The sequence below is a fragment of the Paratissierella segnis genome (assembly GCF_014385195.1).
Taxonomy (GTDB): domain Bacteria; phylum Bacillota; class Clostridia; order Tissierellales; family Tissierellaceae; genus Paratissierella; species Paratissierella segnis.
Genome location: NZ_JACRTG010000018.1, coordinates 97,605 through 120,656, shown reverse-complemented (window position 1 = coordinate 120,656; position 23,052 = coordinate 97,605). Strand labels below are relative to the sequence as shown.

Sequence of the window (23,052 nt, the reverse complement as noted above, 5' to 3'; positions counted from 1 at the left end):
AAACCGCTAATATGTATTTTGCAAGCATTTGAGCCTGTTTTGTTAGCTACCCGTTAGTTACGTATATATATAGTACCCATACATTATACTATCTTGTTTTATAATATTCAACAATATTTTCAAATTTATTTACTTGTAGAGGACCTTTTGAGGTCCTTTTTTTATACTTTCAAATACCATCTCATATCCATCTTCTTAAAATAAATATCTACACACCTCTTTCTATCTTGTATAACGCATTCACACCTATATTTTAACCTTCCTTTTGTTTCTTCCTCACAAAATAATACTCTACTTATATTTACTACAACTAAACTTTCATCTTCTGCGGTAAGTCTAAATCTATATGGTCACATATTACCTTCTTTATCAATATGTACTATGGTTTCTATCGCTTTCACGTTATCACCTCAAGATAATCATAGTAAACATATGTTCCCTTGTCAATAGCCTTTATTTGCCTTTTTAGGAGGTTTTATGCTTTGTCATACCTATTATATTAGTATGTACATTAAACAGCCTGTACAAGCCGACTAATAGGCAGAATATATGTTCCTGTGGATGATAATACAAAAAATAAAAAAGCCCTGGCATCACACCAGGGCATCTTTAGGAGGATTATTTTGCTGTATCAAATTTAACTCCTTCACTGCTGCCTCTATAAGTACATCCAACTCCTGTATAGTTATATTTATTCCCTTAGACGTTAGAAAATCTACAACATATTCTTTTTTAAGTTTCCCTTGTCCTTTTTCTGCGTATATTTGTTCAGCCGCCCCTACTGCTATTTTAACCCAGAAATAAATATTATTTCTCTGTTCTTTTGTGGTTTTTTGCAAAATTAAAGGCACTAATATATACGTTATAATAGCACCCAAAATAGGTATCACCACTTTAATAATTATCTCTATATTCATCTTCATTCCTCACTTTCTTCTTTTTTATACTAGATAACATCCAAAGTTCCCCCGTAGTAAATGCAAACCAGGCCCCTATAAGTGTTACTGGTTCACTTCCTACTTGCAGGTAGATATATAAGACCGCTGTTGTGAAGATTGCATTTAATAAAATTACTAGTGTTACTACGAACTTCGAGAACCTACCCTTTTTCTTTTGTTTTTTCTTTAATTTTAGTAGTTCTTGTAAATCCTTTTCGCTAATATTATCCATCTATGGTCACCTGCTTTGTTTTGTCATTCCAGCCGACCTTAAAGCCTAAAAGTTCCGCTACATCTCGAAGTGGTACATCTAGATCTCCAACTTTCATATAATTTGTTCCATTTTTTAAGTACCCTTTTAGCTTTATGTTTTTGCCATTTACTAGCACATCCACGGTACTTGTCCTCTTTTCTTTCCCTGTAAAGAACTCCAAAGGTTTTGTTCCTGTGAGTTTATTTAGATCTAGGTTTCCAGAATATCCAGGCAATCTACCAACGGAAGTATATTGCCATATATCACATGGATACGCTGGTTTTGTTTGTGGTTTTCCATTGTTGGTTCCGTATCTAGGGATCCATACTGCATCCACTTCTGATAAATTCAAATTGAACTGCTTGTAGAGGTGATGTGCTATATATATGCCTATCTTCTTTGCTCCAAGTTTTCTGAGCTCGTCCACATAAGCGGATATTCCAGCTCTCATGTTGCCCATGCTTTTTTCTTCTACGTCCAAAAACCAAAAGCATGGGTTTAGATCTTTAGTCCTGTTGTAAAAATCTCTAGCCTCTACCCTCATATCATTGAGGGATACTCCACGAACCCAAGCATAACATGCAGTAGGAACACCTCTCTTTTGGAACTCTCTATGATGAGTTTTGTAATGCCTGTCTAATGTTCTACTGCCATATTGGGTACGGATGATTGCAAGGTCAACTTGTTTGGCCAACTTATCATAATTCATACTTTTTGGATCTTGATGATGTGATATATCAATAATCATTTTCTTACCTCCTTTGTGGCTTCTTCTAAATCTTCTATTCTATGATTAGCGACTTTCATTTTTTCTTCTAAAATATACGTTCTTTCAATAACACTATTGTGCTTATCAACTTTATCTTCAAGCTTCTTTAGTCTAAAACTTGTTAACTTGCTAGAGGCTAGAATACCTCCACCTGTCCCCAAAGCTGTCCCTAATAGTGCAATTATCGCTACTATAATATCATTTGTCATATTCCACCTCCGTCAATTTATCCAGAAGGGCATTAAAAAAACACCCTCCTAGGTGTTAAACTAAATTCAATTACTACATATAAGAAACCTATTGTTCATTAACTAAACGCTTCAATAGTCTTCTCTGCTACAATAATTTCAACTTCACTTCTAATAGGATAATCAACTATACCTATCCTCTTGTATTCAGGTACATCCGCGATAGGCATGCCTTTTGTTTCATCAACCATATTTGCAAGTACCAATACTACATAAGAATCAACTAATCTGTTCTGTATAATGTTCATACTAAATTACCTCCATTTCTAATAATAAATTAATAATGTTAAGTTCTATTTCTGCCATTAAGATTTCTTTTTCCGATGGAAGGATACTGTTGAACAAATCTTCTTCCAACTTTTGTTGTTCTTCTAATTCTCTTTGTGTCTTATATCCTGCCGATTCATTTCCTACATACAGGATTTCAAAATTACCTTCAACTTCTTTCTTGCCTTGTTCATCTATTATATAATTACTCATATTTTCGCCCCCATATCTCAAAAGTTGCTCCTGCCACAATAGGTATATAAGATGGTTCAGATAATAAAGTAATTGTGCTTATCTTTTCGTATGAATTTGAAAGAGCATAATACTTATTAAAAGTTTGTAAAGCTCCGATACTTGTAACACAATCGACAAAAGTCCCTAGATTATCTTTTGAGTTAAATACTAACAAATTAACCCGAGAATTTTTAGTATACGAAGGCGAGGCTAATACATCATCCATTTTAAATTGGGTGATTGCACTATTACCACCGGCAGATGTAGATTTATAGCCTTTTACCACTCCATTTTGATTGATTTTTAATATTAATGCACCATTTAAACTAGCGTGAGTACCTTTTAAATTTGAACATATTATTCTAAATTCATCGTAATCACTAGGCATGTTTAAATCTACCTGAACTGCATCTGCGGATAGTATTACCTCGTCTATTTTATTCCAGTGTGCCGCATAATCTGCCTCATGCGACTTAAGACCTTGCTCTAATTTATTCAAATTATTTGCATTAACAGGAGTGCCTTCTTCCGTTACAATCCCAGGCATAGGAATTAATGTTACAGTTCCGTCTCCATTGTCTTGTATCGTATATGTTTTAGGTTTTTCTACTGCTCTATCCTTCCAAATTGTTGGTTCATAAGCCATTAAATCACTTCCTCTCCACAAATAAACTCACCACAATATTTATAACTTTCATAAATAAGTTGAGCCCATTTATGCAATAGTAATAGATTCTTCTCATATCTGTTGGCATCATTAAAATCAAACCCCATCTTGTTAGTCCAAACTTTCATTTCCTCATAACTAGGTGGAGTTATCATATTAGATTTAATACTATCTAGGTTTCTTTCAACCCTATTTATTGAGCTTATAAAATCTATATCAAACATATCCCTATTGGTTACAACCTCTTCTAAAGGGATGCTATAGCCTATACTTTCAAGGTAATTAGCTACAATCTGTATATTAACCTCAACCTTATTTAAATCTCCAAAATTGTAGAAGTCATTACTTGTCCAATTAGTTTTAGGATTAATCAGCATTAAGAATCAACCCCCTAGCCTCTGTTTTACCTTCTAAATATCCCTGATAAGTTAATTCTATTTTAGTGATTATAGCATCTCTATTCTGATTATAAGCATCTTCCATTGTCACAATATCACTAAGCTCATGAGCTGGATTACCTCTCCAATTAGCTGTGTATATTGCTCTATAGTTTCTTTGATTTAGTATCCAGTTCGCTACATTTGTAGCCTGTGCTTGAGTATTGATTAATGCATTATCAACTTTGATTACCTCGCCCTTATCTGCATTATTTATAATCACATCTTGCTTAGTATTTATGTCACTATAATAAGCTACCTCTACACCCTTAACTATTTTATCAAGTTCTATCTGAGGTTCATTGTACATATTATCCATACTTATAATGTCTACCGGACTTCCGAATGATAACTGTTTTAAAATTAGATTATCATCCCGGGTTACATATACATTACACATTCCAGCTACTGCTATCATTTGCAGTACATTTCTACAGTTAGTTTTCTTTACCAAACCTTTAGTTTGTATATTTTGTAATGATAGATCTATTTCATAATTGGTAATTCCACATATATTAAATATGTCAGCTGCCATTTGATATAGTGTATAGTTACTCTTTGCTACTAAGTTTTCATAATCAAAACTACTCATTAAGTCTATAATGTTTCTAGCTGTAAATGTAGCAGTTAAACTCCCTTCATCACTTGTCCATTCCATGAGGTAGAAGTTACCTAGTTGAATATACTCTGTAGTTGTTCCAACCAAAACACCTATTTCAGGAACTACATTCTGCCTTTGTTGAAGAAATTTGTGAAATCCGTCAGGATTAAGTATATTAAAATCTTTATTTGCATTATCTGCAGTAAACTTAAACTCTGCTGAAGGCAATGTTTTTGTTATAATATCCATTTCATCAACCAAATCCATTTTTATTAAGTTATTATCTGTATATATCTTTACTATCCCAAAATCAACCTCTACAACCCTAGCTCTTCTATAAGGCTTAGACCACTTCTTAATAATAACTTCTATTTTCTTATATTGATAAAATTGCCCTATTGTAGCTACTTGAACTAAATCATTGTCTACAACATGCTCTGACAATACTAAATTATTTGAGCTATCATAAGCATTAATAATAAACTCTGTTGCATATTCGTCATTTAACACATCAAATGTAAGAGTAATACCCATACTTGAATGAGGACCACCAAAGGTAAATATAAGTGTAGGTTCTAACTCAAATATTCCATTCTCATTACATAGATTATCGCTTACAAACCCTAATTCTCCATTGTTTCCTATAGCATCATCCGGGAATACAAAGCTACCATCAAGTTTAAATCTGTTAGGCTCCCATGTTGCTAAATTAAGACTTTGTTCTCTTTTTTTATTAATTAACTGTTGTTTATTACTTATTATTGATTCTGTAGTGGTAGATATATCGTTAACATCACCTCTAGCAGTTACATCCGATATATCAAAGGTTACTCTACCTTTAGTAGTTCGTATAGGTGCATATATAGCTTGTTTATATTCATTACTTACTTCTCTCATATACACACCTACCTTTCAATTAAATTAACCGATATATCTTTATATCTTATGTTTCCATTTATAAAATCTATTGCTCCAGCTTTTCTGTCTCCAGCATAAAAAGTACCTGATTTTATTCCGTTGTCTTGAGGATCTATATATTCTACTTCAAAAAATACAGGACTAACTCTATTGAATAAGTCGCTTAATTGTACTTTAGATAGGTACTTCCAGGCTAATTCTAACTTCCTTTTAGTCGTCACTCTTTCAATTATCATTGTACCTCTTGCATTTCTTTCAGCCTTAGATAAATCCATGATGCCAACTATATAATCACTAGGAGTAGGAATGACTACTCCATCTATTTTAATCATACCTACACCTCCTATGTTGTTTGAATCACTACATTGTTTCCTATACGTTCATTTTCTTTAGCATTATAAGGATTTATTATTCTTGCAAATGTAGTACCATCTACTTGAAGGATAATATCTCCACCATTACTATTAGAGTTAAATTGACTTGTACCTAGTATAGCAGTCCCTACCGCTTCTACTATCATGCCTTTTAAATCATCTAAAGGTGATACTACCTCTTTACCACCAGGGTTATCACCTATCATTGCTAACATAGGACCATTAGTTATTCCACCTTTTGCAAGAGCTGGGATTGCAGCTAATCCTCCTAACGCACTAGCTACATAAGGTATTGCTGCCGGTGCTGCTAAGGCAAGTCCTGCCCCCGCTAAAACAACACCACCTATAATAGCAGTTGTTACTATTACTTCCTTATTAGCTTTAAAAGTACCAGATATTTTTTCTCCGATAGCCGACATTAAGCTTTTGAAATTATTCCATACCGTTGCAAATCCACTAACCATATTTTCAACAAACCCTTTTGAAGTCTCTGCTGCAATTTCTAATACACTACTACCCCATGACTTTAAGTTTTCTAGCTGATTATTAGCAAATGCGATTGTATTAGATGCTGTTGTTTTAAATCCTGAAGCTATATTTGCAGAAAATGCTTTTGCAGTTTCTATTGCTATTCCTCCAAGGTTTCTACCCCAAGTCTGCCAATTGTTTTGTGTAGTAGTTATTGTAAGATTGGTGTTTATCCCCAGTTTAGACAAACCTTGATTGATGTTAGCGACTAATACTGTCGATATGCCTGCTGCAATAACTCCCATATTTTCTTTGTGTGTATTGTAGTTCGTTTCTATTGAGTTCCACGCACTACTTAACCCTAGATTAAGTTGAGTTGAAAACTCGCCATATTTTGCTTGCAACCAAATTAATCCTTCTGATGTTTTTGTTTTTATGTTTTCTAATGAAAAATCATATGCAGTATATTCAATAGGCTTAAACACAACTTGTGGAATTGGAGGTAATTCTAAATTCCAATTAGGATTGTATACTGGATTAGGTATAGGTTGAAACAATGGCTTTGGTATTAATGGAGGAGTTAACCCCCAGTTAGGTCTATATATAGGACTTGGTATAGTTGCAAATATTGGTGCTGGCACCATTAAAGGCACTGACATAGTTTGTCCTAATCTATTCCACTTATCACCAAACCAAATGAAGAATTTCTCCCACTTTGACTTTGATTCCTCTAATCCATTGTCAACTTGCACAGTAGACATAGAAGTATTGAATTCACCAGCTATCGCTCCTAATGCATTCCCTAAAGCTCCTCCACTGTTCCCCATTGAATCTTGCAACTGATTTATTTCATCAAATGACGCTATAGCTCCTTTAGCTGCTTTTCCAGCCTTTTTAATTCCATCCGCTAATTCTTCTTCTCCCTCAGCTGCATCAATTGCCGCATCACCTATATTGTTATTTGTTTCGACTGCAACCTCTTTGCCAGTAATCATTGTGTAAATTTTACCGATTTCTTTTGTTACATTGATTAATCCCTCTAATACCTTATTTATTATTTTTACAATAGGTAATAGGATTTCTATTAAAGCCTTACCTATTAGACTCATAAACTCTTGCCATTGTTCTTTTAGTATTTTGACTTGATTAGCCCAGCTTCCACTATTACGAGCAAAGTCACCTTGTGCATCGCCTGTTACACTTAACAAATAGTTATATCTTAACATTGTCTGCTCTGCTTGATTCATTTCTTGCCAAGACTTTCTAATCCCTTGTGCCATTGCATAGTTTTCAAGGTTTGCGATATTCATATTGATACCAAGTTCTTTAAGAGGTTGTGTCATACCTGACATACCTGACATAATCTTTTCAAATGCTACATCGTTGCTTAAATTATAGAAACTTGCCATATCAGTTGATAGCTTGGCTAAATCTATAGACATCTCTGTAACTGCATTTCCTCTTATACCGCTAGATTTTAACATTGCACCCATTGTGGATGAATATTTTTTAGCCGCCAATTCACTAAGCCCAAATTGTTTTATAGAATTACTAGCGAAATCATTTACTTCCTGAGACATAGACCCAAACGTAACATCAACTACGTTTTGAACTTCTACTAAATCAGATGCTACTTCTATAGATGCCTTGCCAAATTTATATAATTCCTTTGCAGCCATTCCGATTAATGCAAATTTACTTAACTTGCCTAAGTTTAACCCCATTCCTCCGGCTATACCTGAGAAAGCCTTATTAATCCTACCTTCAAACCCCTTAAACTGCTTTTCAGTATCTTTTAATCCTTTACTAATGTTACTTACATCTAATCCACCGCGAACTATAAAATTATTTTTTGCCATTTTCTCACCTGCCTTTTTGGCATAATAAAAGCACCTACTTTAGTAGATGCCTAAATCAGTAAGCCACTTATTATAAAAAGTGCTATACATATTAATATTTTTATCACTTCTTTGTTTACACTTTGTTTCTTTATTAGTTTATAAATCATCATTATAAAATTAATTATAAAGTACACCATTGATAGTACTCCGACATAAGATGCTGTCATTACTATTTTATTATCATTGTTAATTATTAAAATTAAATACATCACTACTAACACAATAGCTTGTATACTTATTTTGATACTCTTTTTCTTCTTCTGTTTTTCGTATTCTTCTATATCTCCATATTTTTTTGATAAATCCGGTGAACCATACAATCCCATAATCATACCCCCTTGGCACATATTACCTTTATAATATATATTATTGCCAAAGATTGCAAGGATGATTATTTTTGTTCTACAACTCCACCAAATAATCTATTTAATGCCATAACTTGATTTAGCATTTGCTTATCTGTCATGACTTTATTTTCTTTATATAAATTATCCAATATTTCATTAAGTGGTTTTGGACGGTCTGATTTCTTTCCTAGCCACTGTATAGTCCACATTGCGTTCCAATACTCCAATGTAATTTTTTCTTTGAAGTTTTCTTCCTTTTTATTGTAGTAGCTTTCTACTTTTAAATTAAATTCATAAGGTGTCAGTTCCCAAAATTCCGAGAACGGTAATTCTATTTCGGCAGCAAGTTTCATAGCACTTTTAATTGTAAAAGGCTCTACCTCACTACCTTCTATTCGTTTTTTCCTTCTTCCTCTACTTCTTCGGCTTCACCATCTGTAAATACTGCATTAAAAGCATTCCAGAACTCTTTTGTAACCGCCAATAATGATGAATGTTCATCTATTAATTCCATTACCTTTTTAGGTGTAAGGTTTTTATCTTCGTGTACTAACCCTGCCCATATAACGTATGCATATTCTTCCATTGTCAATTTACCATTCTGCATTGATTCTATTTCCATAATTGGTTTCTTATACTTCTTTTCAATCAGGTCTATTGCTACCATTCCATATTTTAAGTTTCTAATTTTGTCTAATTGTATTGGATAATAACTCATTTATACCTCTCCTTCAGTTTTTTATTTATCTTAAATAGTATTTTGTTTAGTAATTTCACTATAGGTAATAATAGCTTTTTAGCCATATTAAATCCCCCTATATAAAAATAAGGCTAAGAATAATCCTAGCCCTATACTGTAGTTACTGTTAAAACTGGTTTACCTGATACTTTTATTGTAGCCCCAAACCCTATAGTCCCATCTACATCTACATCTCCTACTTTAAACCCTGTTACAACCCCTTTAAAAGCCCATTCGGCTTGTGGTGTGGTAGGAAATGTTATTTTATAATCTTCTGCTAATCCACTATCTAAAGCATCCTGCAATGCTACTTGCCCAGATTCTGTGTCAGGATTAAAAAAACCTTCTATTGGAACCTCACCAGCATCTTTAAATCCACCTATAGATTCTTTATATCCTCCATCACTGTCTAAAGTAGTTGTATCTATGGTGTCGGCTGTAATTTCTATTCCGCCAATGGAAGTTAGTCCAGAAATATCTTTTTCACCTTTGCTCAACTTCGTTCCTAATGCTCTAGTTGCTTCACCCATCATTCTACCTCCTCAAAATATATTGTAAAATCTATTATCCCTCTATTTACTTTTAATTCATGTTCGTAAACTTCATGAATATTATTTATGTCTAAATCTTCAATAAAAAAACCACTTATAGCGGTATGTGGTAATGATTCTAATAACTTTTCAACTTTTTTAGTAATTCTTTTCATATCTCCGTAACGTGTAGCCATAATGCTAAACATGAAGGAAAGATACTCTTTACCCGTCATTCCTTCGAGAGTTTTTATCTTCTTGGTGCTAATACGCGTGTAAACTAGATAAGGTCTTGTAACCCCTTCTGGTGCGTTTGTGGGGAATACATAGCCTATCTCTGTTCCATCATCATTTATGGTTGGTTTTAACTCTTCAATTTTGGTTTCTAATTCTTGCCTTAATGCAGATTCCATTATTTTAGCTCCTTAAAAGTGGTTATATAAATATTAGTTAAGCCTGTCGGTACTCTGATTATGTTTTCTCCATCTAATGTAGACCTATCTATTTCTTCTACTTCATTTGCTATAGAAAAATCTTGTATTTCATCTACAGAATCAATAAAATCATTCAGTATCTTTTTTACAGTTTCTTTATCCATTTATCTCAACCCCGCTTTCGCTATTTCAGCATCAATTTTCTTTTGCATTTCGCTTACTATTGTTTTTTCTATTTTATTTACATTGTCGGTCAAACTATCACTTATAAAACGATAACCTGGTATATACCTACCATTCTTAGCAAAGAACCCATATTCTTGTGAAATTGGATAATAGCCTGTGATTTTGCCTTCCTTGTTAGGTTTTTGGAATATGTCATTCATTCTAGAGTCAAACATTATTCTATATACTTTCTTGCCTTTCTGTCTTGACCTTTCACCTTTAGACACAATTCCCTTTTTAAGCATCCCAGTATCAACAGGCGCATTAGCTTTAGATTGTTTTAAGGCTATGTTCATACCTTTTCTAGCACTCGCTGTTACGTGTTTTTGAGGTACCTTACCTAGTTGTTTAAGGCTACGTTCTAATTCTCTCATGCCCTCAACTTTAAATCTTACCTTAGCCAATTATTTCACCAACTTACCAATAAAAAACTTACTATTACACTTAGGACAACGAAGGCCATCCATTTGCTTATTATTTATCTCTGTATACTCACAATCGGCACAATACCATTTAGTTTTTTTATTTTTACTCATCTTATTTCACCAACCTACAATAGCAAAGCAGTTCTCTATTTAAACTTTTTACATTAATAGCGGATAGTATCTCGTATATTTCGTCATTATGTTTTATTCTCATTAAGTTTGTAATCCCTTCTACATATCTCATATTAAACTTTACTTCTACCTTTGTATCTGTAGTCAAAGCTGTAAAATATTCATTGCCTAATAAAGGGTCTTTACTCGCCCATATTCCGCCTTTGAACACTTCCCAATCTTCAATATACTCTCCGAATTCATCTCTTTTTTTTACTAAGTGTAAGAAGTCTATCTTATGTCTATAATCTCTCATATTACATCACCTACTGTATATTCAGTCGATAGTGTTAAATGGTGTTTTAGACTTATATAAGACTGTTCGAATCTCTCTGATAGTTTTACATCATCATAGCCAAAATTAGCTTTACAATAAAGTATTACCGCTCTTTTAATTAATGGGTCTGTGTCTATAACTTTATCTTTATTAACTCCTGATAATATTAAATCCGCTTTAGCACTTCCAATTAAGTCTAGAATTTCATTGTTTAAATCTTCTCCATTAATTCTTAGTGCATCTTTAATATCGTTTAACATCTAATCACCGCCTTGTAGCAGTTCAATTAAATCATCTTTCCTTGCTTTCATATCGTATTCTATACTTCTTTCTTCCAATACCTTCATAATCTCTTTTTTCGTCATAGAGTTAAAAAAGGGCTTGTCACCCTCAATCAATCCTCTATCAATTAAATCTTTTATCCTATCAGGCTCATTAGAAGAAAATTCATCTCCGACTTTGTAGACTATTTTTAAGTTATACTTATCGTGAAATTCTCTAATTACCTTATACATCTTATCCAGCCACTACTACTTCTTGAATTAATGCAAAGGCTTTAGTATCTAAAGGTGCTCCATCTACGATAGTGTATGCTGCATAGTCTACAGTTCTAGCTTTTACGTGTTCTTCTGTTGCAATACTCATTGGCTCATTGGTGTTCATGATATATGCTTCCCCAGGGTTACCAAAGATTATATTATTTGCTGTTACTCCCGCATCTGCTTTAACTACAAAACCTAACATCCTGCCTACTCCACCCGCTGTAGTATCTGGAATAAATATTGGTCTACCATTTTCATCTGTTATGTTAGCAAGTTGTGTCCAAATTGTAGAGTTATTAGCATAGAAAGCACAACCATTTAAGTAAGAAGAATGTACTTTACTAATAGCTTCAGTTATCTTTGCGTAAGTTAGTGGCACTGCTGTAGTTACATTGTCAAAGTCATAAGTCACTACTTGTGGAGTGTCTGTTTCTGCTAATAATGCAGTTTCTATTCCTAATGGTTCAGGTAAGAATGTATCACTTTCGCCTGGCTTGCCTTTACCTGTAGGCACTGCGGTTCCTAGTGCTACCCCTACTCTCTTGCCTAGTTCGTTCTTGATGTATGGAATAAATTCTTCTACTGCCATTGCTCTCATTTTCCAAGTCACAGTGATAGCTTTAGCAAGTTCACATCCTGTTAATTGAAGTTGCCCAAATACATTCTTTTCATCTGCTGTTGCTGTTGCTTCATCATACCAAGCTGCATCTCCTTCTGCTATTGCAGTATGCTTGTTAATAGTTAATGTACCTCTAACATTGTATTTCTTAACATCTGCTAACAAAGGATACATTTCTTCTGCTCTTGCCCAAATTCCAGCTACCACAGTATCAGGTATTAATGTTGGTGTGTTAACTGTTGTGTGAGTATAAGCATTGTTAAACTCTTTATTTACCTTGTTAAATACTTCTAACTCATTTCCTTCTAGCTTGTTACCTTGTATATATTTTGCCCATGCATTTTCGTATACTTTGCTTTCATTTACTACTTTGTTTTCTAAAATATTATCCACTACTTTTACCCCCTCTACTTTTACTGTTTTATTTTCTAAGTCTAATACCTTGTTGTTGTCCTTCAATGCGTTTAAATTAGCATTTGCTAACTTAATTTCTTCAAACTTGTTATCTAATGCTTTTACTTCTTCCATCTTTGCATTGGAATCTTCAATTTTACCTTCATTGATTAGATTTTCTACCTCTGTCATTAATGCATTTCTTTGTTCTAAATATTCGTTATACTTCATGCTTAACATCTCCCTTCAATTTTAAATAATTAAATTTTGCCATTAAAATATCCGACTCATTCTTTTCTGAATTAATCGGATTCTTAATTGTGTTTCTTATTTTATTTATTACTTCTAGTGGCAACATGCCTGAATAATCTGTACTCGCTACTAACTGTATATCATTTTCAAACATTACCTCATCTATAAATCCTAATTCCTTAGCTTTCTCTGCTGTCATCCATGTTTCACTATCCATTAAACTAAGTAATTCTTCTTGTGTTTTGCCTGTTTTTATCCTGTAAGCATTGGCAATAGTATTATTAGCACTTTTTAATACTTCGGCTGTATGCTCCATGCTTCTATAATCACCTTCTGCATAAGAAGATACATTATGAACCATCATTTGTGCTGTAGGAGACATTATAATCTTTTTACCAGCCATTGCTATTACACTTGCAGCACTTGCGGCTAATCCTACAATCCTTACAGTAACATTGCCTTGATAGGATTTTAAAGCAGTATATATTTCACTTCCAGCAAATACACTTCCGCCACCTGAATTTATTTCCACTTCAACATCTTCACCTTTTGCAGATTCCAACACTTTGTTTACTGAATTAGGGCTTGTGGCTTCAATCCCAAACCATTCATAGATCCAAGCTTCGCTATTTGATATTATAGGACCTTTTATATTTACCTTCACCTAATCACCTCCTTGTTCTGCAATAGGTAACCTTCCAACATCCATAGCTGTTTTTCGATGTCTTTCACCGCCAAATCATAGCCTATTGTTTCGTCATAATTGTTAGGGTCTACGCAAGCTGACTCCCCTACTATAGTAAAGCCATTAGGTAAAAGCGCTACTACAATGCATTGCTTGCCGAATATTCTATGAAATTCTTTCATCTCTGAATTGAATAATATTTCATCTATTTGTTTTTGCGTTACTGATTTAACTTCATTTACTTCTCTCACCTAATCACCTCCTCCAACTATACCAGTATCCTTCCTTAATACATATTGGTCTCCACCTTCCCTTGGTGCCAAATTAAGTATTGCTCTTACTTCATTAGGAGACATTATTCCTCTGTCTACATATTGAACTAAATTTAATTTAGTTTGCATGCTAGCAAAGTTTAAATTAGAACTTTCAAATATTATTTTGTTGCCAAACCCTCTCTCCCTTCTTGAGAATAACTTTCTTGTATATTCTCCACTAAGCTGAATTATGTCAGGTTCTATTGAACTTTCATAATAAGAGATCCATTTATTTTCATCATATTTGCCCTGGACTATATCCTCATTGGTATTAAAGAATGATAATATCCTTTGAGTGGTCTTATCCATTTGCACTGCATTAGGTACATAGTCTTTAGGCTCTACTTGCTTAGCTTCTGCTTTTGCATCAGTAGCAGCAGCACCTACAGTATCACTTTCAATATTCATATAATCATCTATGAATTGCTTAGTTTGTTTCTTCAAGTCCTCTGGCCTTAGAGACTGATTGAATTTAAGTAGCCATCTTATTATGTTAGAGTTTCTTATTGCCTTAACAATGCCTTGGTCAGTGGTATTTACAATTTCCATAAGCGGCATTAATGCTTTAGCTGGACTATCTCCAAATATTTCATTATTATTAAAATCTTTTCTAAGATGAATTACATCTGTATATCGAAATGTTACTGTTTTGCCACTTTTTAGAATAAACACAAGGAATAATTCTCCTTGGTTATTTTGTACCGCATCTACATAAGTTGCTGTTATAGGATAAATCTCAATAGGATAACCATTTTCATCTCTATTTATATAGGCAAAGGCATTATTGTTTAACTCTAATTGAGTTATTAGTTTTTCTTGTAGCATTTGTCCTGTCATATATGGATTCGGTTCTTCTAATAGAAATCTCATATACACATCAGGGTTGATTTTCATTCCATCAGGGCTATTCCTAATATGTTTACCTATTGCCTTGCCTATCGCCCTTGATTTTGGTCTTATTGCTGCTCTTACAATATCGGATTGATATAAGTTACCATTCCACGCATAAAAGCCATCACCTTCATCTGTTATCATCTTATACTTTGATACTGTTACTGTTTTATTTCTAAATCTATCAAATATTCCCAAGTAATCACCTCCTTAAATCATATTGATATAATCTTCATAGTGTCTTTCTAAAACTACATAAGCATTTAATAGGCCTGCAAATCCATCTATTCTTTTTCTTTGATTACTCCCCTTTGTAGGTTGTATATTGTCATTTTTATCTATATCAACTGCTACGTTTGACAAGTTCCATTTAAGTATTGGCGAATTATTATAATTAATCTTTTTAGCTGCCAAATCTGCCCCTAATGATTTCATAGGACCTGATAAAGTCTTTTTACCTTGTATTACTGGCTCCATACTATCTTTACCAAAATAAGACTTCATTTCCTCTACAAAATAAGTTGCGGACCAACTGTCATATCCTATCCAAGGGATATATATATCTAGTTCGTTTTGCACTTTTAAAAACCAATCCGTCACAAATTTATAATGAACTTTGTTACCTGGTGTAGTTTGCAATAGTCCCATATCTCGCCAAATATTATAAGGGATTTTATCTTCCTTTGCTCTTTGCTCTAATAGGTCCTCGGGCAACCAGTACATTTGTAATACATATATTGTCGGATTATCTCTACACATAAAAATAACCGTTGCATTGGTTAGGTCAGTTGTGCTTGATAAGTCAACTCCACCTATTCCATACCTCGGTTTTAATTCTCTCAAATCAAATGTAGCTGTATTGTTTAAATCTTCAAATGAAAGCCAAGTTTCAGTTGATGTTTCTCTTATATTAAAATCCTTACATAATAGGTTTTTAACTAATAAAGGATTTTCCTTTGCTTTTTCTACTTCATTTTTTAATATATCATAGTTTTTAATTGTCCCTAGTCCTGGGTTAGCTTTTACCCAACACTTTTCATCAGTCCACTCTTTTCTCTCGTCTAATTCATATATAAATGCGATTGTTCTTTCATCTTTATATCCGTTTGGATCTTCGTACCCATTTATAATTAATTCACACTCATCATAAATTACATCGTATATATCCTCTCTTATCGTTCCTGCTGTTGTAGTAATAAAGATTAAAGGTTGTTTCCTTGCTGAAATACCCCTTGCCAATATATCATATAAAGCTAAACCATTTTTCCATTGTTGTAATTCGTCTAGCAGTACACAATGAAGGTTTAATCCATCTAGTGTATTATAATCACTTGATAAGGGTTTAAATGTTCCAAAGTTAAAAGCCTTACTGGATAATTCGCCAGTTAGAGGTTTAATTCTCTTTTTTAGGACTGGGCTCATCATTACCATGGCCTTAGCTGCTTCCCAAATCTTTTTAGCTTGGTCCCTTGTTGTTGCAGCACTTACTACCTCAGGTCCCATTTCTCCATCTGCTATTTGCATATATAATCCTACTGCACTTGCTACTAATGATTTACCGTTCTTTTTACCTACTATCCATACTGCTCTACGATACTTTCTGTATCCATCGTTGTCTACAAAGCCGAATATTGTACTTATCATTGCTCTTTCCCAAGTTTCAAGAATTATCTTTTGTCCTCCCATTTCTCCTTGGGAATGTCTACAGTATTCTTCTATGAAATAAACTGCGTGTTTTGCTCTCAAATCATCATAATGCCATCTACCTGGATTTTCTATATCTTGTACTACTTTTTTATAAGTTTTATATATCTTTTTGCTTACTGCTACTTTATCAGTTTGTATATCATTCCAGTATTCTAATATATAATTATCTTGCTGCAAGGAACTTGTCAAAGCCATCGTCTTCCACCACCTCTGTATCCTTTGGTAGTAGGTCACTTAATTGTTTTATTATACTTTGGTAATTCTTATTCATTGTATTGTAAAGCCTTGCAACAGGTCTCTCTCTTTCATATGGGTCGGTTTTCTCTGATTGAGTGAACATTTCAAAGTATCCATTTTGCATTATATCATTTTCATAATCTTCAAGAGTTATCCGCATATATGCGGCTCTACTGATAAGGCCATCTATTAATGCTTGTTTATCTTTGTCTATATCTTTGTAAATCTTTCTTAGTCTCTTGTCCTCTTTTAATATTCTTTCATCTTTTGTCAATTCCCTCTTCTTTGCCACATATATCACCTCTTTTCTTTTTGGGTAGGGGGGTCACGTGTGAGCTTACGCATTGTAGAAAGGTTGACACACGGTATTCATAGCCCCACTTTGACCTTATTTTATAGGGGGGATAGCACTTCCTCTACCACTTCGCCTTATATTATGATATTATTTAGGGATTGCTCTCCACTAACTCCCCATTACTGTTAAACATTAATCCTTCTCGTACTACTTCCTTTTCTATCCTATTGTGTTCTATCGAGTGACAAGTCGCACATAGTAATTCTAAGTTTTTAAACGATAAAGTTATATCTGGATTGTTTATGTTATCGTGAGTAAGCCATACCTTATGATGTACTTCATCCCCTGGTACATACTTACCATCTTTCAAACATCTCTCACATAATCCGTTTACTGATTGTTTATATGTTTCTCTGCACTTCTTCCATTGTTTACTGTTGTAAAATTTAATTGCAAAGTCTCTTGCCACGCTATCATCCCTCAAATTTTACTTTCGCTATTTCAAGCCATCCGATTAACTTCCTTCACCGTTGGGATAAAACTAATTCCCATCACACATCATTCCTAATTCAAATGATACTTCCGATACTTTTCTCATAGCTTCTTTGACTGTATTATCTGTCATTGATGCTACTATTAACATTCCTACTGCAGTATCTAATTCGCTTATTAATTTACCTATCTTTTCTTCATCCATCTATCCCCATCTCCTTTGTTTAATCCTTCTACCCTGTCTAGTGTAGCTATCTGCCCTCATTAGTTCTTCTACACTACAACCCAACTCTATTTTAGGCTTGTCTATCGCCTTGCTACACATCTTTAATAACTTATAGTATGTATTTATATCAGTTAGTTTTATGTATTCGCCTATGGTCAATATAACCGACCTCCCATTAGCCTTCTCAGTACTTTTTCACGTTCTATTCCATTTACCTTCAACAACTTCCTAAATGCTCTATTAGCTTGTACCTCTTTTAACCCTAGTAAATCTATTAATTCTTTTATGTTGTAATAATCCTTAGTAAGTAGTTGCTCTAGTTTCTCTTGTAGTTCTAATTTATACTTTAAATCTGTTTCTTTGCATTTATGGGGACCGTTGTTTCCTCTGTGTTCAGTTGATGTCAAATATTTATAATTAAGTTCGAAGTCAAGTCCCCCTTGCGAACGATATATTATGTGGTGACGTTCTATCCCATTTAATCACTCCAAATAAAATAGACCAGTCCTCGCAAGGAATCTGGTCTCAATTTAGTTATTTAATTATATTATACACTTTACCTCAATATCATTATACCATAAGTCTCTTAGTAGGTGTTGCCCGTTTTTTGCCCGTTTTTTGCCCAACTAATCTTTTTCTACAATAATTTTTTTTCCAATTTCATCAAATGTTAATTTTAAATTCCTTACTTCTTCACTAAGCCCCATAGTACGTACCCATTTAGAAGGAAGGGTAGCTCTAAAGGTAGTGCCACCAGTTCCAGATTTTCTAATTGCAGCTAATAATTTAGCTTTCCTAGTTTCCATACTTATCACCTTATCCTACAATTTATTTCTGAGAATCTTACCATTTCTTTTGTAGAATAATTCATCATTGTACTAGCTAAATCTACATCATACTGAACCTTGTTAAATTCAGTTTTCTGTTGTGCTTCAATGTTTTCCTTTAATTTGATTGAATATTGAGTGCTAAAACCAATCAACCTCATAGCCTTTATCTCACCGGTGGAGCTGTCAGCTAAAATAATATGACAATTATACCCTTGTCCATCTTCTATGTCATTTAATTTAGTCAGGTTTTTCGATAAAGCTACATGATACGGAGCATCCATCCACTGTAGACTACCAAACTTACTAAGTATAAATATAATGTCATTTTTGACAAACATTCCAAATTGTAATTTACCAGCCTTAACATATTCAATTTCATTTCGTGTTGGCTTATTAAACAAAATAGTCATTGTTGATCCGATATCAGTCATGTCAAATCTTACACCTTCTTGATTACTTTGTAATCCTTTTACTATTTGACCTACTTCATATTTGTACATTATTCTTCCCCCTTAAATTTAGATTTTCCCTTTTCTGTTAATTTTAATTTAGTGCCATTTATTTCAACATATCCTAGTTTAACAAGTTCTTTATAATAATTAAGGATTCGTGATGTTTCTATTTCTTCCTCTATTTTAAGTATCATTAATAGACAATGACTTGTTTTATATACAGTGTTTTTCTGCGTATTTGCTTTCATATTCTTCCCAGCTTTTACTAAACTCGTGATTCGCAAATGCTTCTTTTAATCCTGTAATCTGTTTAAGTCTTATAACTTCGTCTAGATCCATTCCTAACTGTTTACATATCTCAGCATCATCCCATCCCATTTTGTACAAATCAGCTACAATAACGCTCATATCTTTAATTTGATGTGTTCCCCTTGCCCTATTATGTCTTATTGTAGATGCCATTCTATTTTTAATATCTTTTTCTATAACTGTACAAGGTATCTCTTTTAAATCCCAATATTCTTTAGCACATCTATATCTATGAAAGCCGTCTACAACTGTATATAAATCTTGTTCTTCGTCATAAATCACAACTATTGGCTGAGTATATCCATCTTCCTCTATAGATTTCTTTAATAATTTCATTTCAGGACCTGCTACTTTGTTTGGGTTGTAATCATTAGCAACAACTTTTTCAATTGGTATCATTTTAACATTCAGTACTGGGAATTCAATTTTTTTCATTTATTTTTCCTCCTCATAACACTATAACTACCTCTATTTCCTGTTACTTCAAATCCTCTTTCCCCCCAAGCAGAAATCAATTTATCTATGTTGGTTAACACTTGTATTGTAGAGGATTTATATTCTTTAACAAGATAATCGGCTATAAATGACCATACCCCTTTGTTTCTAAAACTTTCTAAAACATACATATTGCCAAACATTACTTTGTTTTTTTCTATTGATACAGATGAAAAACCTGCTAATTCATCACCCTCATAGAAAAGATACCACTCCATGCTTTCGTCATTTATTATATATTGTAGCTCCTTACGAAACTCTCTTTCAGCAAAATACCTTCCCATTATTGAGTAAAATTCACTCTTGTCGTAACTTCCTTTATAGACCTTGACCTTTAACACATCCTCATCCTCCTTATTAAGTTGAGCAGCTATTCTTTTTAATGGTGTACTGTCTGTATCGGCTCCGTATATTAAGTTTTTATATTTCTTTTTGAGTTCAAACAGCCTTTCTACATCTGATTTCGTTTGCCCGAATGATAACCTTGACATCCAGAAGTCGTTTTTTTCTATAGCTCTAGCTATTCTTTTCCAATATGGAGACTGTCTATATCCTTCAATCTCCCATTTATCATCAGGCATATTTTTAGGTGTAATATCAGCTTCTTTTTCCCACCAGGACATAAATGTTTTAATTTTTCTGTAATAATGATCTTCTAACTCAGGAGCATATAATCTAAGACTTTCTAATAACCAAACTGTGTATTGTTCCCATGTCATACCATCAGGTTTTTCAGATTTAATATTGCCAAGTAAACTTGTTCTTGCATAGATGTTCCCAAAATTAACTCCATGCACTCTATTTAATACCTTTTCCCATGTTTCATATTCTAGGGCTTTAAATTGATCTAGACCATTCCTTTGGTCATCCCCGTAAGGTTGACATAGCCTTTGTTCGTAAATTGATAGTCCATTTTTATACATTAACTCATATATTTCGTTAAACTTTAAGTCTAATTTCGATACTGATCCCCAAATATCCTCTACTCTCCAGTCATAAATAGGGAAAAAATTATATACATCTACCCATTTATCTTGGCTAATTTTTAACTGTGTGGTCCACCCATAATTCTTATATCTAACTTTTTTATCTGATATTATAGTTCTAAATCTATTAAGACTTTCATCTGACCTAATTCCTATTCCTGCTCCTACTATAGAATTATGTTGTTCTTGGTACCATACTGCAAAATCAACTATGAATTCTTCAAATTCCATTCCCCGCCTAAACCAGTTCCAAGGACAATTATCTTCATTTATTACATGTTTGTTTTTAGGCATTTCTCTTACCCATTTGTGCTTATCATTTTTGTCCCAGCATATCCACTTAGGCTGAATTACCGACACCGCATTTCTTAAACTCAATGGCAAGGCGCACCAATAAAATCTTCCTACAACATCTTTTGTTTCTACAATCAACTCCTCTACGTGTTCAATTGTTGCTTTGTACTGAGCTTCTAAGTCTATGTAGAGTACATCAAATTTCTTATTCATTTTTCTTGCAACCATAGCTGCTAATTGAAGCATAACACTACTGTCTTTTCCACCACTAACACTAAAATAAATATTATCAAATGCGTTAAAAACTATTTCATATCTTTCTATTGCTGCATCCAATACATTTTTATCATTATATATCTTAGCCAACTATTTCACCTCCTGTAATTCTTCTATAGTTTTTATTTCTTCCTTTTCAATCTTTCCAAGTTTAGTCCTACCTTTATAATCTTTATAGTAGATATATTTTTCTACTACACTTATATCCTTTTGCTCTTCTAGCTCTGCTTTAAAACTTTCAATCAAGTTTTCTTTTCTTTGCAAGCATCTTAATATTCTTTCATCTAACGTATTAGCAGCACATATATCTACATAATGAACATTGTTCTTTTGTCCCATTCTGTGAACTCTATCCTCACTTTGTCCCCTAGTAGCATAGTCCCAATCGTTGCTATAATAAACTACATAGCTGCAAAATTGAAGATTTAACCCATACCCTGCGCATGTTTTATTTGCAACTAAGAACTGAGAGTCGCCTTGAAATTTCTTCAAGTTTTCTTGCCTTTTCTTCTGATTTAATTCTCCATAAAATTCTACTGCAATTCCTTCTTCATATTCTTCATTAAGCAATTTTACTATAGTTTGTATTTCGTGAGTATATTTGCAAAATATAATTGTTTTTTCATCTAAGTTTACGATATCCATAAGCTTCTGTATCCTGGGGTTATTTTCTGGATTTTTAAAAAAAGTTTCAGTTTCTAAATGTTCCCCTACCTTTACCTTCAAGCCACTTATAACACTTTGCAACCCTGCGAATAGTCGATATATAGTATAAGGTTCTAATTCGTCTAATTCAAACAATAAATCATCTGCAACTTGAGAATAATGCTCATATTGTTCATGTGTAAGGTGATAATAAGCAGTTTCATAAGTTTTTGAAGGTAAATCTAAACATTCATCTTTTCTAATCTGATAGGTATATGGTGCTATCTTTCCTACTAAATAATCTAAATTCAATACCGTTTTAATCCTTCCTTTTATTCTTTGGTCGTATTCTAAATGATTAGCAGCGAAGGACCAAAAAGACCTATAACCTAATATTCTGTAATCTAAAATATACCATTGAGAGTATAAATCCTTCTCATTCCTACTTATCGGCGTTCCATTTAAAATTAGCCTATAAGGGCAATACTTAGAAAGTCTAATTATATTAACTGTCCTATTTGCTCTGTGATTCTTGACTAGATTGCTTTCGTCTACTATTAGCATTACTCTTTCTCTTTGTACTAGCTTTAATAGCTCTGTATTAAGTCTTATACTACTCGATAAGCTTTCAATACCTTCAATTATAAATTTCTCTTCAAACCCTTCTATATGTTTCCCTAGCTCTCTTTTAATTGTCTCTTTGACAGAGCAAGGACACAGCCATAAAACTATATCAATTTTGTTTTTTATAAACCTTTTATATGCTAGTTCTATAGCTGTCCTTGTTTTCCCTGTACCCATTTCCATATATAGAGCTCCTACTTTAATTTTACTTAGTTTTTCTACAGCTGCAACCTGGTGAGATTGTAACTCTGTTAGAAGTTTCATA

General features: G+C 33.3%; 37 protein-coding genes. All 37 read right to left on the bottom strand.

What is annotated here, in order from left to right; all coding sequences use genetic code 11:
* Positions 1-593: 593 nt before the first annotated feature.
* A complete protein-coding gene (locus H8707_RS07720) occupies positions 594-917 on the bottom strand; it encodes a phage holin family protein (RefSeq protein WP_262429563.1) in 324 nt (107 codons plus the stop codon).
* Positions 895-1,170, bottom strand: a complete 276-nt coding sequence (locus H8707_RS07715) for a hypothetical protein (RefSeq protein WP_262429562.1) — start codon at positions 1,168-1,170, stop codon at positions 895-897. Before H8707_RS07715 ends, H8707_RS07720 begins: the two co-directional genes overlap by 23 nt.
* Complete coding sequence (locus H8707_RS07710; protein WP_262429561.1) at positions 1,163-1,939, bottom strand: GH25 family lysozyme; 777 nt, start codon at positions 1,937-1,939, stop codon at positions 1,163-1,165. Before H8707_RS07710 ends, H8707_RS07715 begins: the two co-directional genes overlap by 8 nt.
* A complete protein-coding gene (locus H8707_RS07705; protein WP_262429560.1) occupies positions 1,936-2,169 on the bottom strand; it encodes a hypothetical protein in 234 nt (77 codons plus the stop codon). The genes H8707_RS07710 and H8707_RS07705 overlap by 4 nt, the downstream gene beginning before the upstream one ends.
* A 98-nt stretch (positions 2,170-2,267) precedes the next feature.
* Complete coding sequence (locus H8707_RS07700) at positions 2,268-2,456, bottom strand: hypothetical protein (protein WP_262429559.1); 189 nt, start codon at positions 2,454-2,456, stop codon at positions 2,268-2,270.
* 1 nt (position 2,457) lies between these two features.
* Positions 2,458-2,688, bottom strand: coding sequence for a hypothetical protein (locus H8707_RS07695; RefSeq protein WP_262429558.1), 231 nt, complete (start codon positions 2,686-2,688; stop codon positions 2,458-2,460).
* Positions 2,681-3,355 carry a hypothetical protein gene (locus H8707_RS07690; RefSeq protein WP_262429557.1) on the bottom strand — a complete coding sequence of 225 codons (675 nt, stop codon included), beginning with the start codon at positions 3,353-3,355 and terminating at the stop codon, positions 2,681-2,683. The genes H8707_RS07695 and H8707_RS07690 overlap by 8 nt, the downstream gene beginning before the upstream one ends.
* Positions 3,355-3,753, bottom strand: coding sequence for a hypothetical protein (locus H8707_RS07685; RefSeq protein ID WP_262429556.1), 399 nt, complete (start codon positions 3,751-3,753; stop codon positions 3,355-3,357). Before H8707_RS07685 ends, H8707_RS07690 begins: the two co-directional genes overlap by 1 nt.
* Complete coding sequence (locus H8707_RS07680; RefSeq protein WP_262429555.1) at positions 3,743-5,311, bottom strand: hypothetical protein; 1,569 nt, start codon at positions 5,309-5,311, stop codon at positions 3,743-3,745. Before H8707_RS07680 ends, H8707_RS07685 begins: the two co-directional genes overlap by 11 nt.
* 8 nt (positions 5,312-5,319) lie before the next feature.
* The gene (locus H8707_RS07675) at positions 5,320-5,664 is read right to left on the bottom strand and encodes a DUF6711 family protein (RefSeq protein ID WP_262429554.1); all 345 of its coding nucleotides are present in this window, start codon (positions 5,662-5,664) and stop codon (positions 5,320-5,322) included.
* Between the two features lie 11 nt (positions 5,665-5,675).
* Positions 5,676-8,033 (bottom strand): phage tail tape measure protein, encoded by a 2,358-nt coding sequence (locus H8707_RS07670; protein ID WP_262429553.1) that lies wholly within the window; start codon positions 8,031-8,033, stop codon positions 5,676-5,678.
* 50 nt (positions 8,034-8,083) lie between these two features.
* Positions 8,084-8,401 (bottom strand): hypothetical protein, encoded by a 318-nt coding sequence (locus tag H8707_RS07665; protein WP_262429552.1) that lies wholly within the window; start codon positions 8,399-8,401, stop codon positions 8,084-8,086.
* A 65-nt stretch (positions 8,402-8,466) separates the two neighbouring features.
* Positions 8,467-8,775 carry a hypothetical protein gene (locus tag H8707_RS07660; RefSeq protein ID WP_262429551.1) on the bottom strand — a complete coding sequence of 103 codons (309 nt, stop codon included), beginning with the start codon at positions 8,773-8,775 and terminating at the stop codon, positions 8,467-8,469.
* A gap of 38 nt (positions 8,776-8,813) precedes the next feature.
* A complete protein-coding gene (locus tag H8707_RS07655) occupies positions 8,814-9,140 on the bottom strand; it encodes a hypothetical protein (protein WP_262429550.1) in 327 nt (108 codons plus the stop codon).
* 131 nt (positions 9,141-9,271) lie between these two features.
* Complete coding sequence (locus H8707_RS07650; protein ID WP_262429549.1) at positions 9,272-9,691, bottom strand: phage tail tube protein; 420 nt, start codon at positions 9,689-9,691, stop codon at positions 9,272-9,274.
* Positions 9,691-10,104 carry a tail completion protein gp17 gene (gp17, locus tag H8707_RS07645; protein WP_262429548.1) on the bottom strand — a complete coding sequence of 138 codons (414 nt, stop codon included), beginning with the start codon at positions 10,102-10,104 and terminating at the stop codon, positions 9,691-9,693. The genes H8707_RS07650 and gp17 overlap by 1 nt, the downstream gene beginning before the upstream one ends.
* Positions 10,104-10,289, bottom strand: coding sequence for a hypothetical protein (locus H8707_RS07640; RefSeq protein ID WP_262429547.1), 186 nt, complete (start codon positions 10,287-10,289; stop codon positions 10,104-10,106). The genes gp17 and H8707_RS07640 overlap by 1 nt, the downstream gene beginning before the upstream one ends.
* Entirely contained in the window at positions 10,290-10,754 is a 465-nt protein-coding gene (locus tag H8707_RS07635) for an HK97-gp10 family putative phage morphogenesis protein (RefSeq protein ID WP_262429546.1), read from the bottom strand.
* Positions 10,755-10,887: 133 nt separating this feature from the next.
* Positions 10,888-11,202: a phage head closure protein gene (locus tag H8707_RS07630; protein WP_262429545.1), complete on the bottom strand. Its 315-nt coding sequence runs from the start codon at positions 11,200-11,202 to the stop codon at positions 10,888-10,890.
* Positions 11,199-11,483 (bottom strand): head-tail connector protein, encoded by a 285-nt coding sequence (locus tag H8707_RS07625; RefSeq protein ID WP_262429544.1) that lies wholly within the window; start codon positions 11,481-11,483, stop codon positions 11,199-11,201. The genes H8707_RS07630 and H8707_RS07625 overlap by 4 nt, the downstream gene beginning before the upstream one ends.
* Positions 11,484-11,738: a hypothetical protein gene (locus H8707_RS07620; protein WP_262429543.1), complete on the bottom strand. Its 255-nt coding sequence runs from the start codon at positions 11,736-11,738 to the stop codon at positions 11,484-11,486. It lies immediately after the preceding gene.
* Position 11,739: 1 nt separating this feature from the next.
* Positions 11,740-13,008 carry a phage major capsid protein gene (locus tag H8707_RS07615; RefSeq protein WP_262429542.1) on the bottom strand — a complete coding sequence of 423 codons (1,269 nt, stop codon included), beginning with the start codon at positions 13,006-13,008 and terminating at the stop codon, positions 11,740-11,742.
* Positions 12,998-13,693: a head maturation protease, ClpP-related gene (locus H8707_RS07610; RefSeq protein WP_262429541.1), complete on the bottom strand. Its 696-nt coding sequence runs from the start codon at positions 13,691-13,693 to the stop codon at positions 12,998-13,000. Before H8707_RS07610 ends, H8707_RS07615 begins: the two co-directional genes overlap by 11 nt.
* The gene (locus H8707_RS07605; RefSeq protein WP_262429540.1) at positions 13,690-13,965 is read right to left on the bottom strand and encodes a Gp49 family protein; all 276 of its coding nucleotides are present in this window, start codon (positions 13,963-13,965) and stop codon (positions 13,690-13,692) included. Before H8707_RS07605 ends, H8707_RS07610 begins: the two co-directional genes overlap by 4 nt.
* Complete coding sequence (locus tag H8707_RS07600) at positions 13,966-15,117, bottom strand: phage portal protein (protein WP_262429539.1); 1,152 nt, start codon at positions 15,115-15,117, stop codon at positions 13,966-13,968.
* A gap of 12 nt (positions 15,118-15,129) precedes the next feature.
* A complete protein-coding gene (locus H8707_RS07595; RefSeq protein ID WP_262429538.1) occupies positions 15,130-16,821 on the bottom strand; it encodes a terminase large subunit in 1,692 nt (563 codons plus the stop codon).
* Complete coding sequence (locus H8707_RS07590; protein WP_262429537.1) at positions 16,790-17,155, bottom strand: hypothetical protein; 366 nt, start codon at positions 17,153-17,155, stop codon at positions 16,790-16,792. Before H8707_RS07590 ends, H8707_RS07595 begins: the two co-directional genes overlap by 32 nt.
* A gap of 154 nt (positions 17,156-17,309) precedes the next feature.
* The gene (locus tag H8707_RS07585) at positions 17,310-17,642 is read right to left on the bottom strand and encodes an HNH endonuclease signature motif containing protein (protein WP_262429536.1); all 333 of its coding nucleotides are present in this window, start codon (positions 17,640-17,642) and stop codon (positions 17,310-17,312) included.
* A 57-nt stretch (positions 17,643-17,699) separates the two neighbouring features.
* Entirely contained in the window at positions 17,700-17,855 is a 156-nt protein-coding gene (locus tag H8707_RS07580) for a hypothetical protein (protein WP_262429535.1), read from the bottom strand.
* Positions 17,856-18,035, bottom strand: a complete 180-nt coding sequence (locus tag H8707_RS07575) for a hypothetical protein (RefSeq protein ID WP_262429534.1) — start codon at positions 18,033-18,035, stop codon at positions 17,856-17,858.
* Positions 18,032-18,283: a hypothetical protein gene (locus H8707_RS07570; protein ID WP_262429533.1), complete on the bottom strand. Its 252-nt coding sequence runs from the start codon at positions 18,281-18,283 to the stop codon at positions 18,032-18,034. Before H8707_RS07570 ends, H8707_RS07575 begins: the two co-directional genes overlap by 4 nt.
* Positions 18,284-18,502: 219 nt before the next feature.
* A complete protein-coding gene (locus H8707_RS07565) occupies positions 18,503-18,682 on the bottom strand; it encodes a hypothetical protein (RefSeq protein WP_262429532.1) in 180 nt (59 codons plus the stop codon).
* Between the two features lie 5 nt (positions 18,683-18,687).
* The gene (locus H8707_RS07560) at positions 18,688-19,206 is read right to left on the bottom strand and encodes a hypothetical protein (RefSeq protein WP_262429531.1); all 519 of its coding nucleotides are present in this window, start codon (positions 19,204-19,206) and stop codon (positions 18,688-18,690) included.
* A complete protein-coding gene (locus tag H8707_RS07555) occupies positions 19,206-19,406 on the bottom strand; it encodes a hypothetical protein (protein WP_262429530.1) in 201 nt (66 codons plus the stop codon). Before H8707_RS07555 ends, H8707_RS07560 begins: the two co-directional genes overlap by 1 nt.
* A complete protein-coding gene (locus H8707_RS07550) occupies positions 19,372-19,902 on the bottom strand; it encodes an IbrB-like domain-containing protein (RefSeq protein ID WP_262429529.1) in 531 nt (176 codons plus the stop codon). Before H8707_RS07550 ends, H8707_RS07555 begins: the two co-directional genes overlap by 35 nt.
* Positions 19,899-21,608, bottom strand: a complete 1,710-nt coding sequence (locus H8707_RS07545; RefSeq protein WP_262429528.1) for a GNAT family N-acetyltransferase — start codon at positions 21,606-21,608, stop codon at positions 19,899-19,901. The genes H8707_RS07550 and H8707_RS07545 overlap by 4 nt, the downstream gene beginning before the upstream one ends.
* Entirely contained in the window at positions 21,609-23,051 is a 1,443-nt protein-coding gene (locus H8707_RS07540) for a helicase-related protein (RefSeq protein WP_262429527.1), read from the bottom strand.
* Position 23,052: the final 1 nt, after the last annotated feature.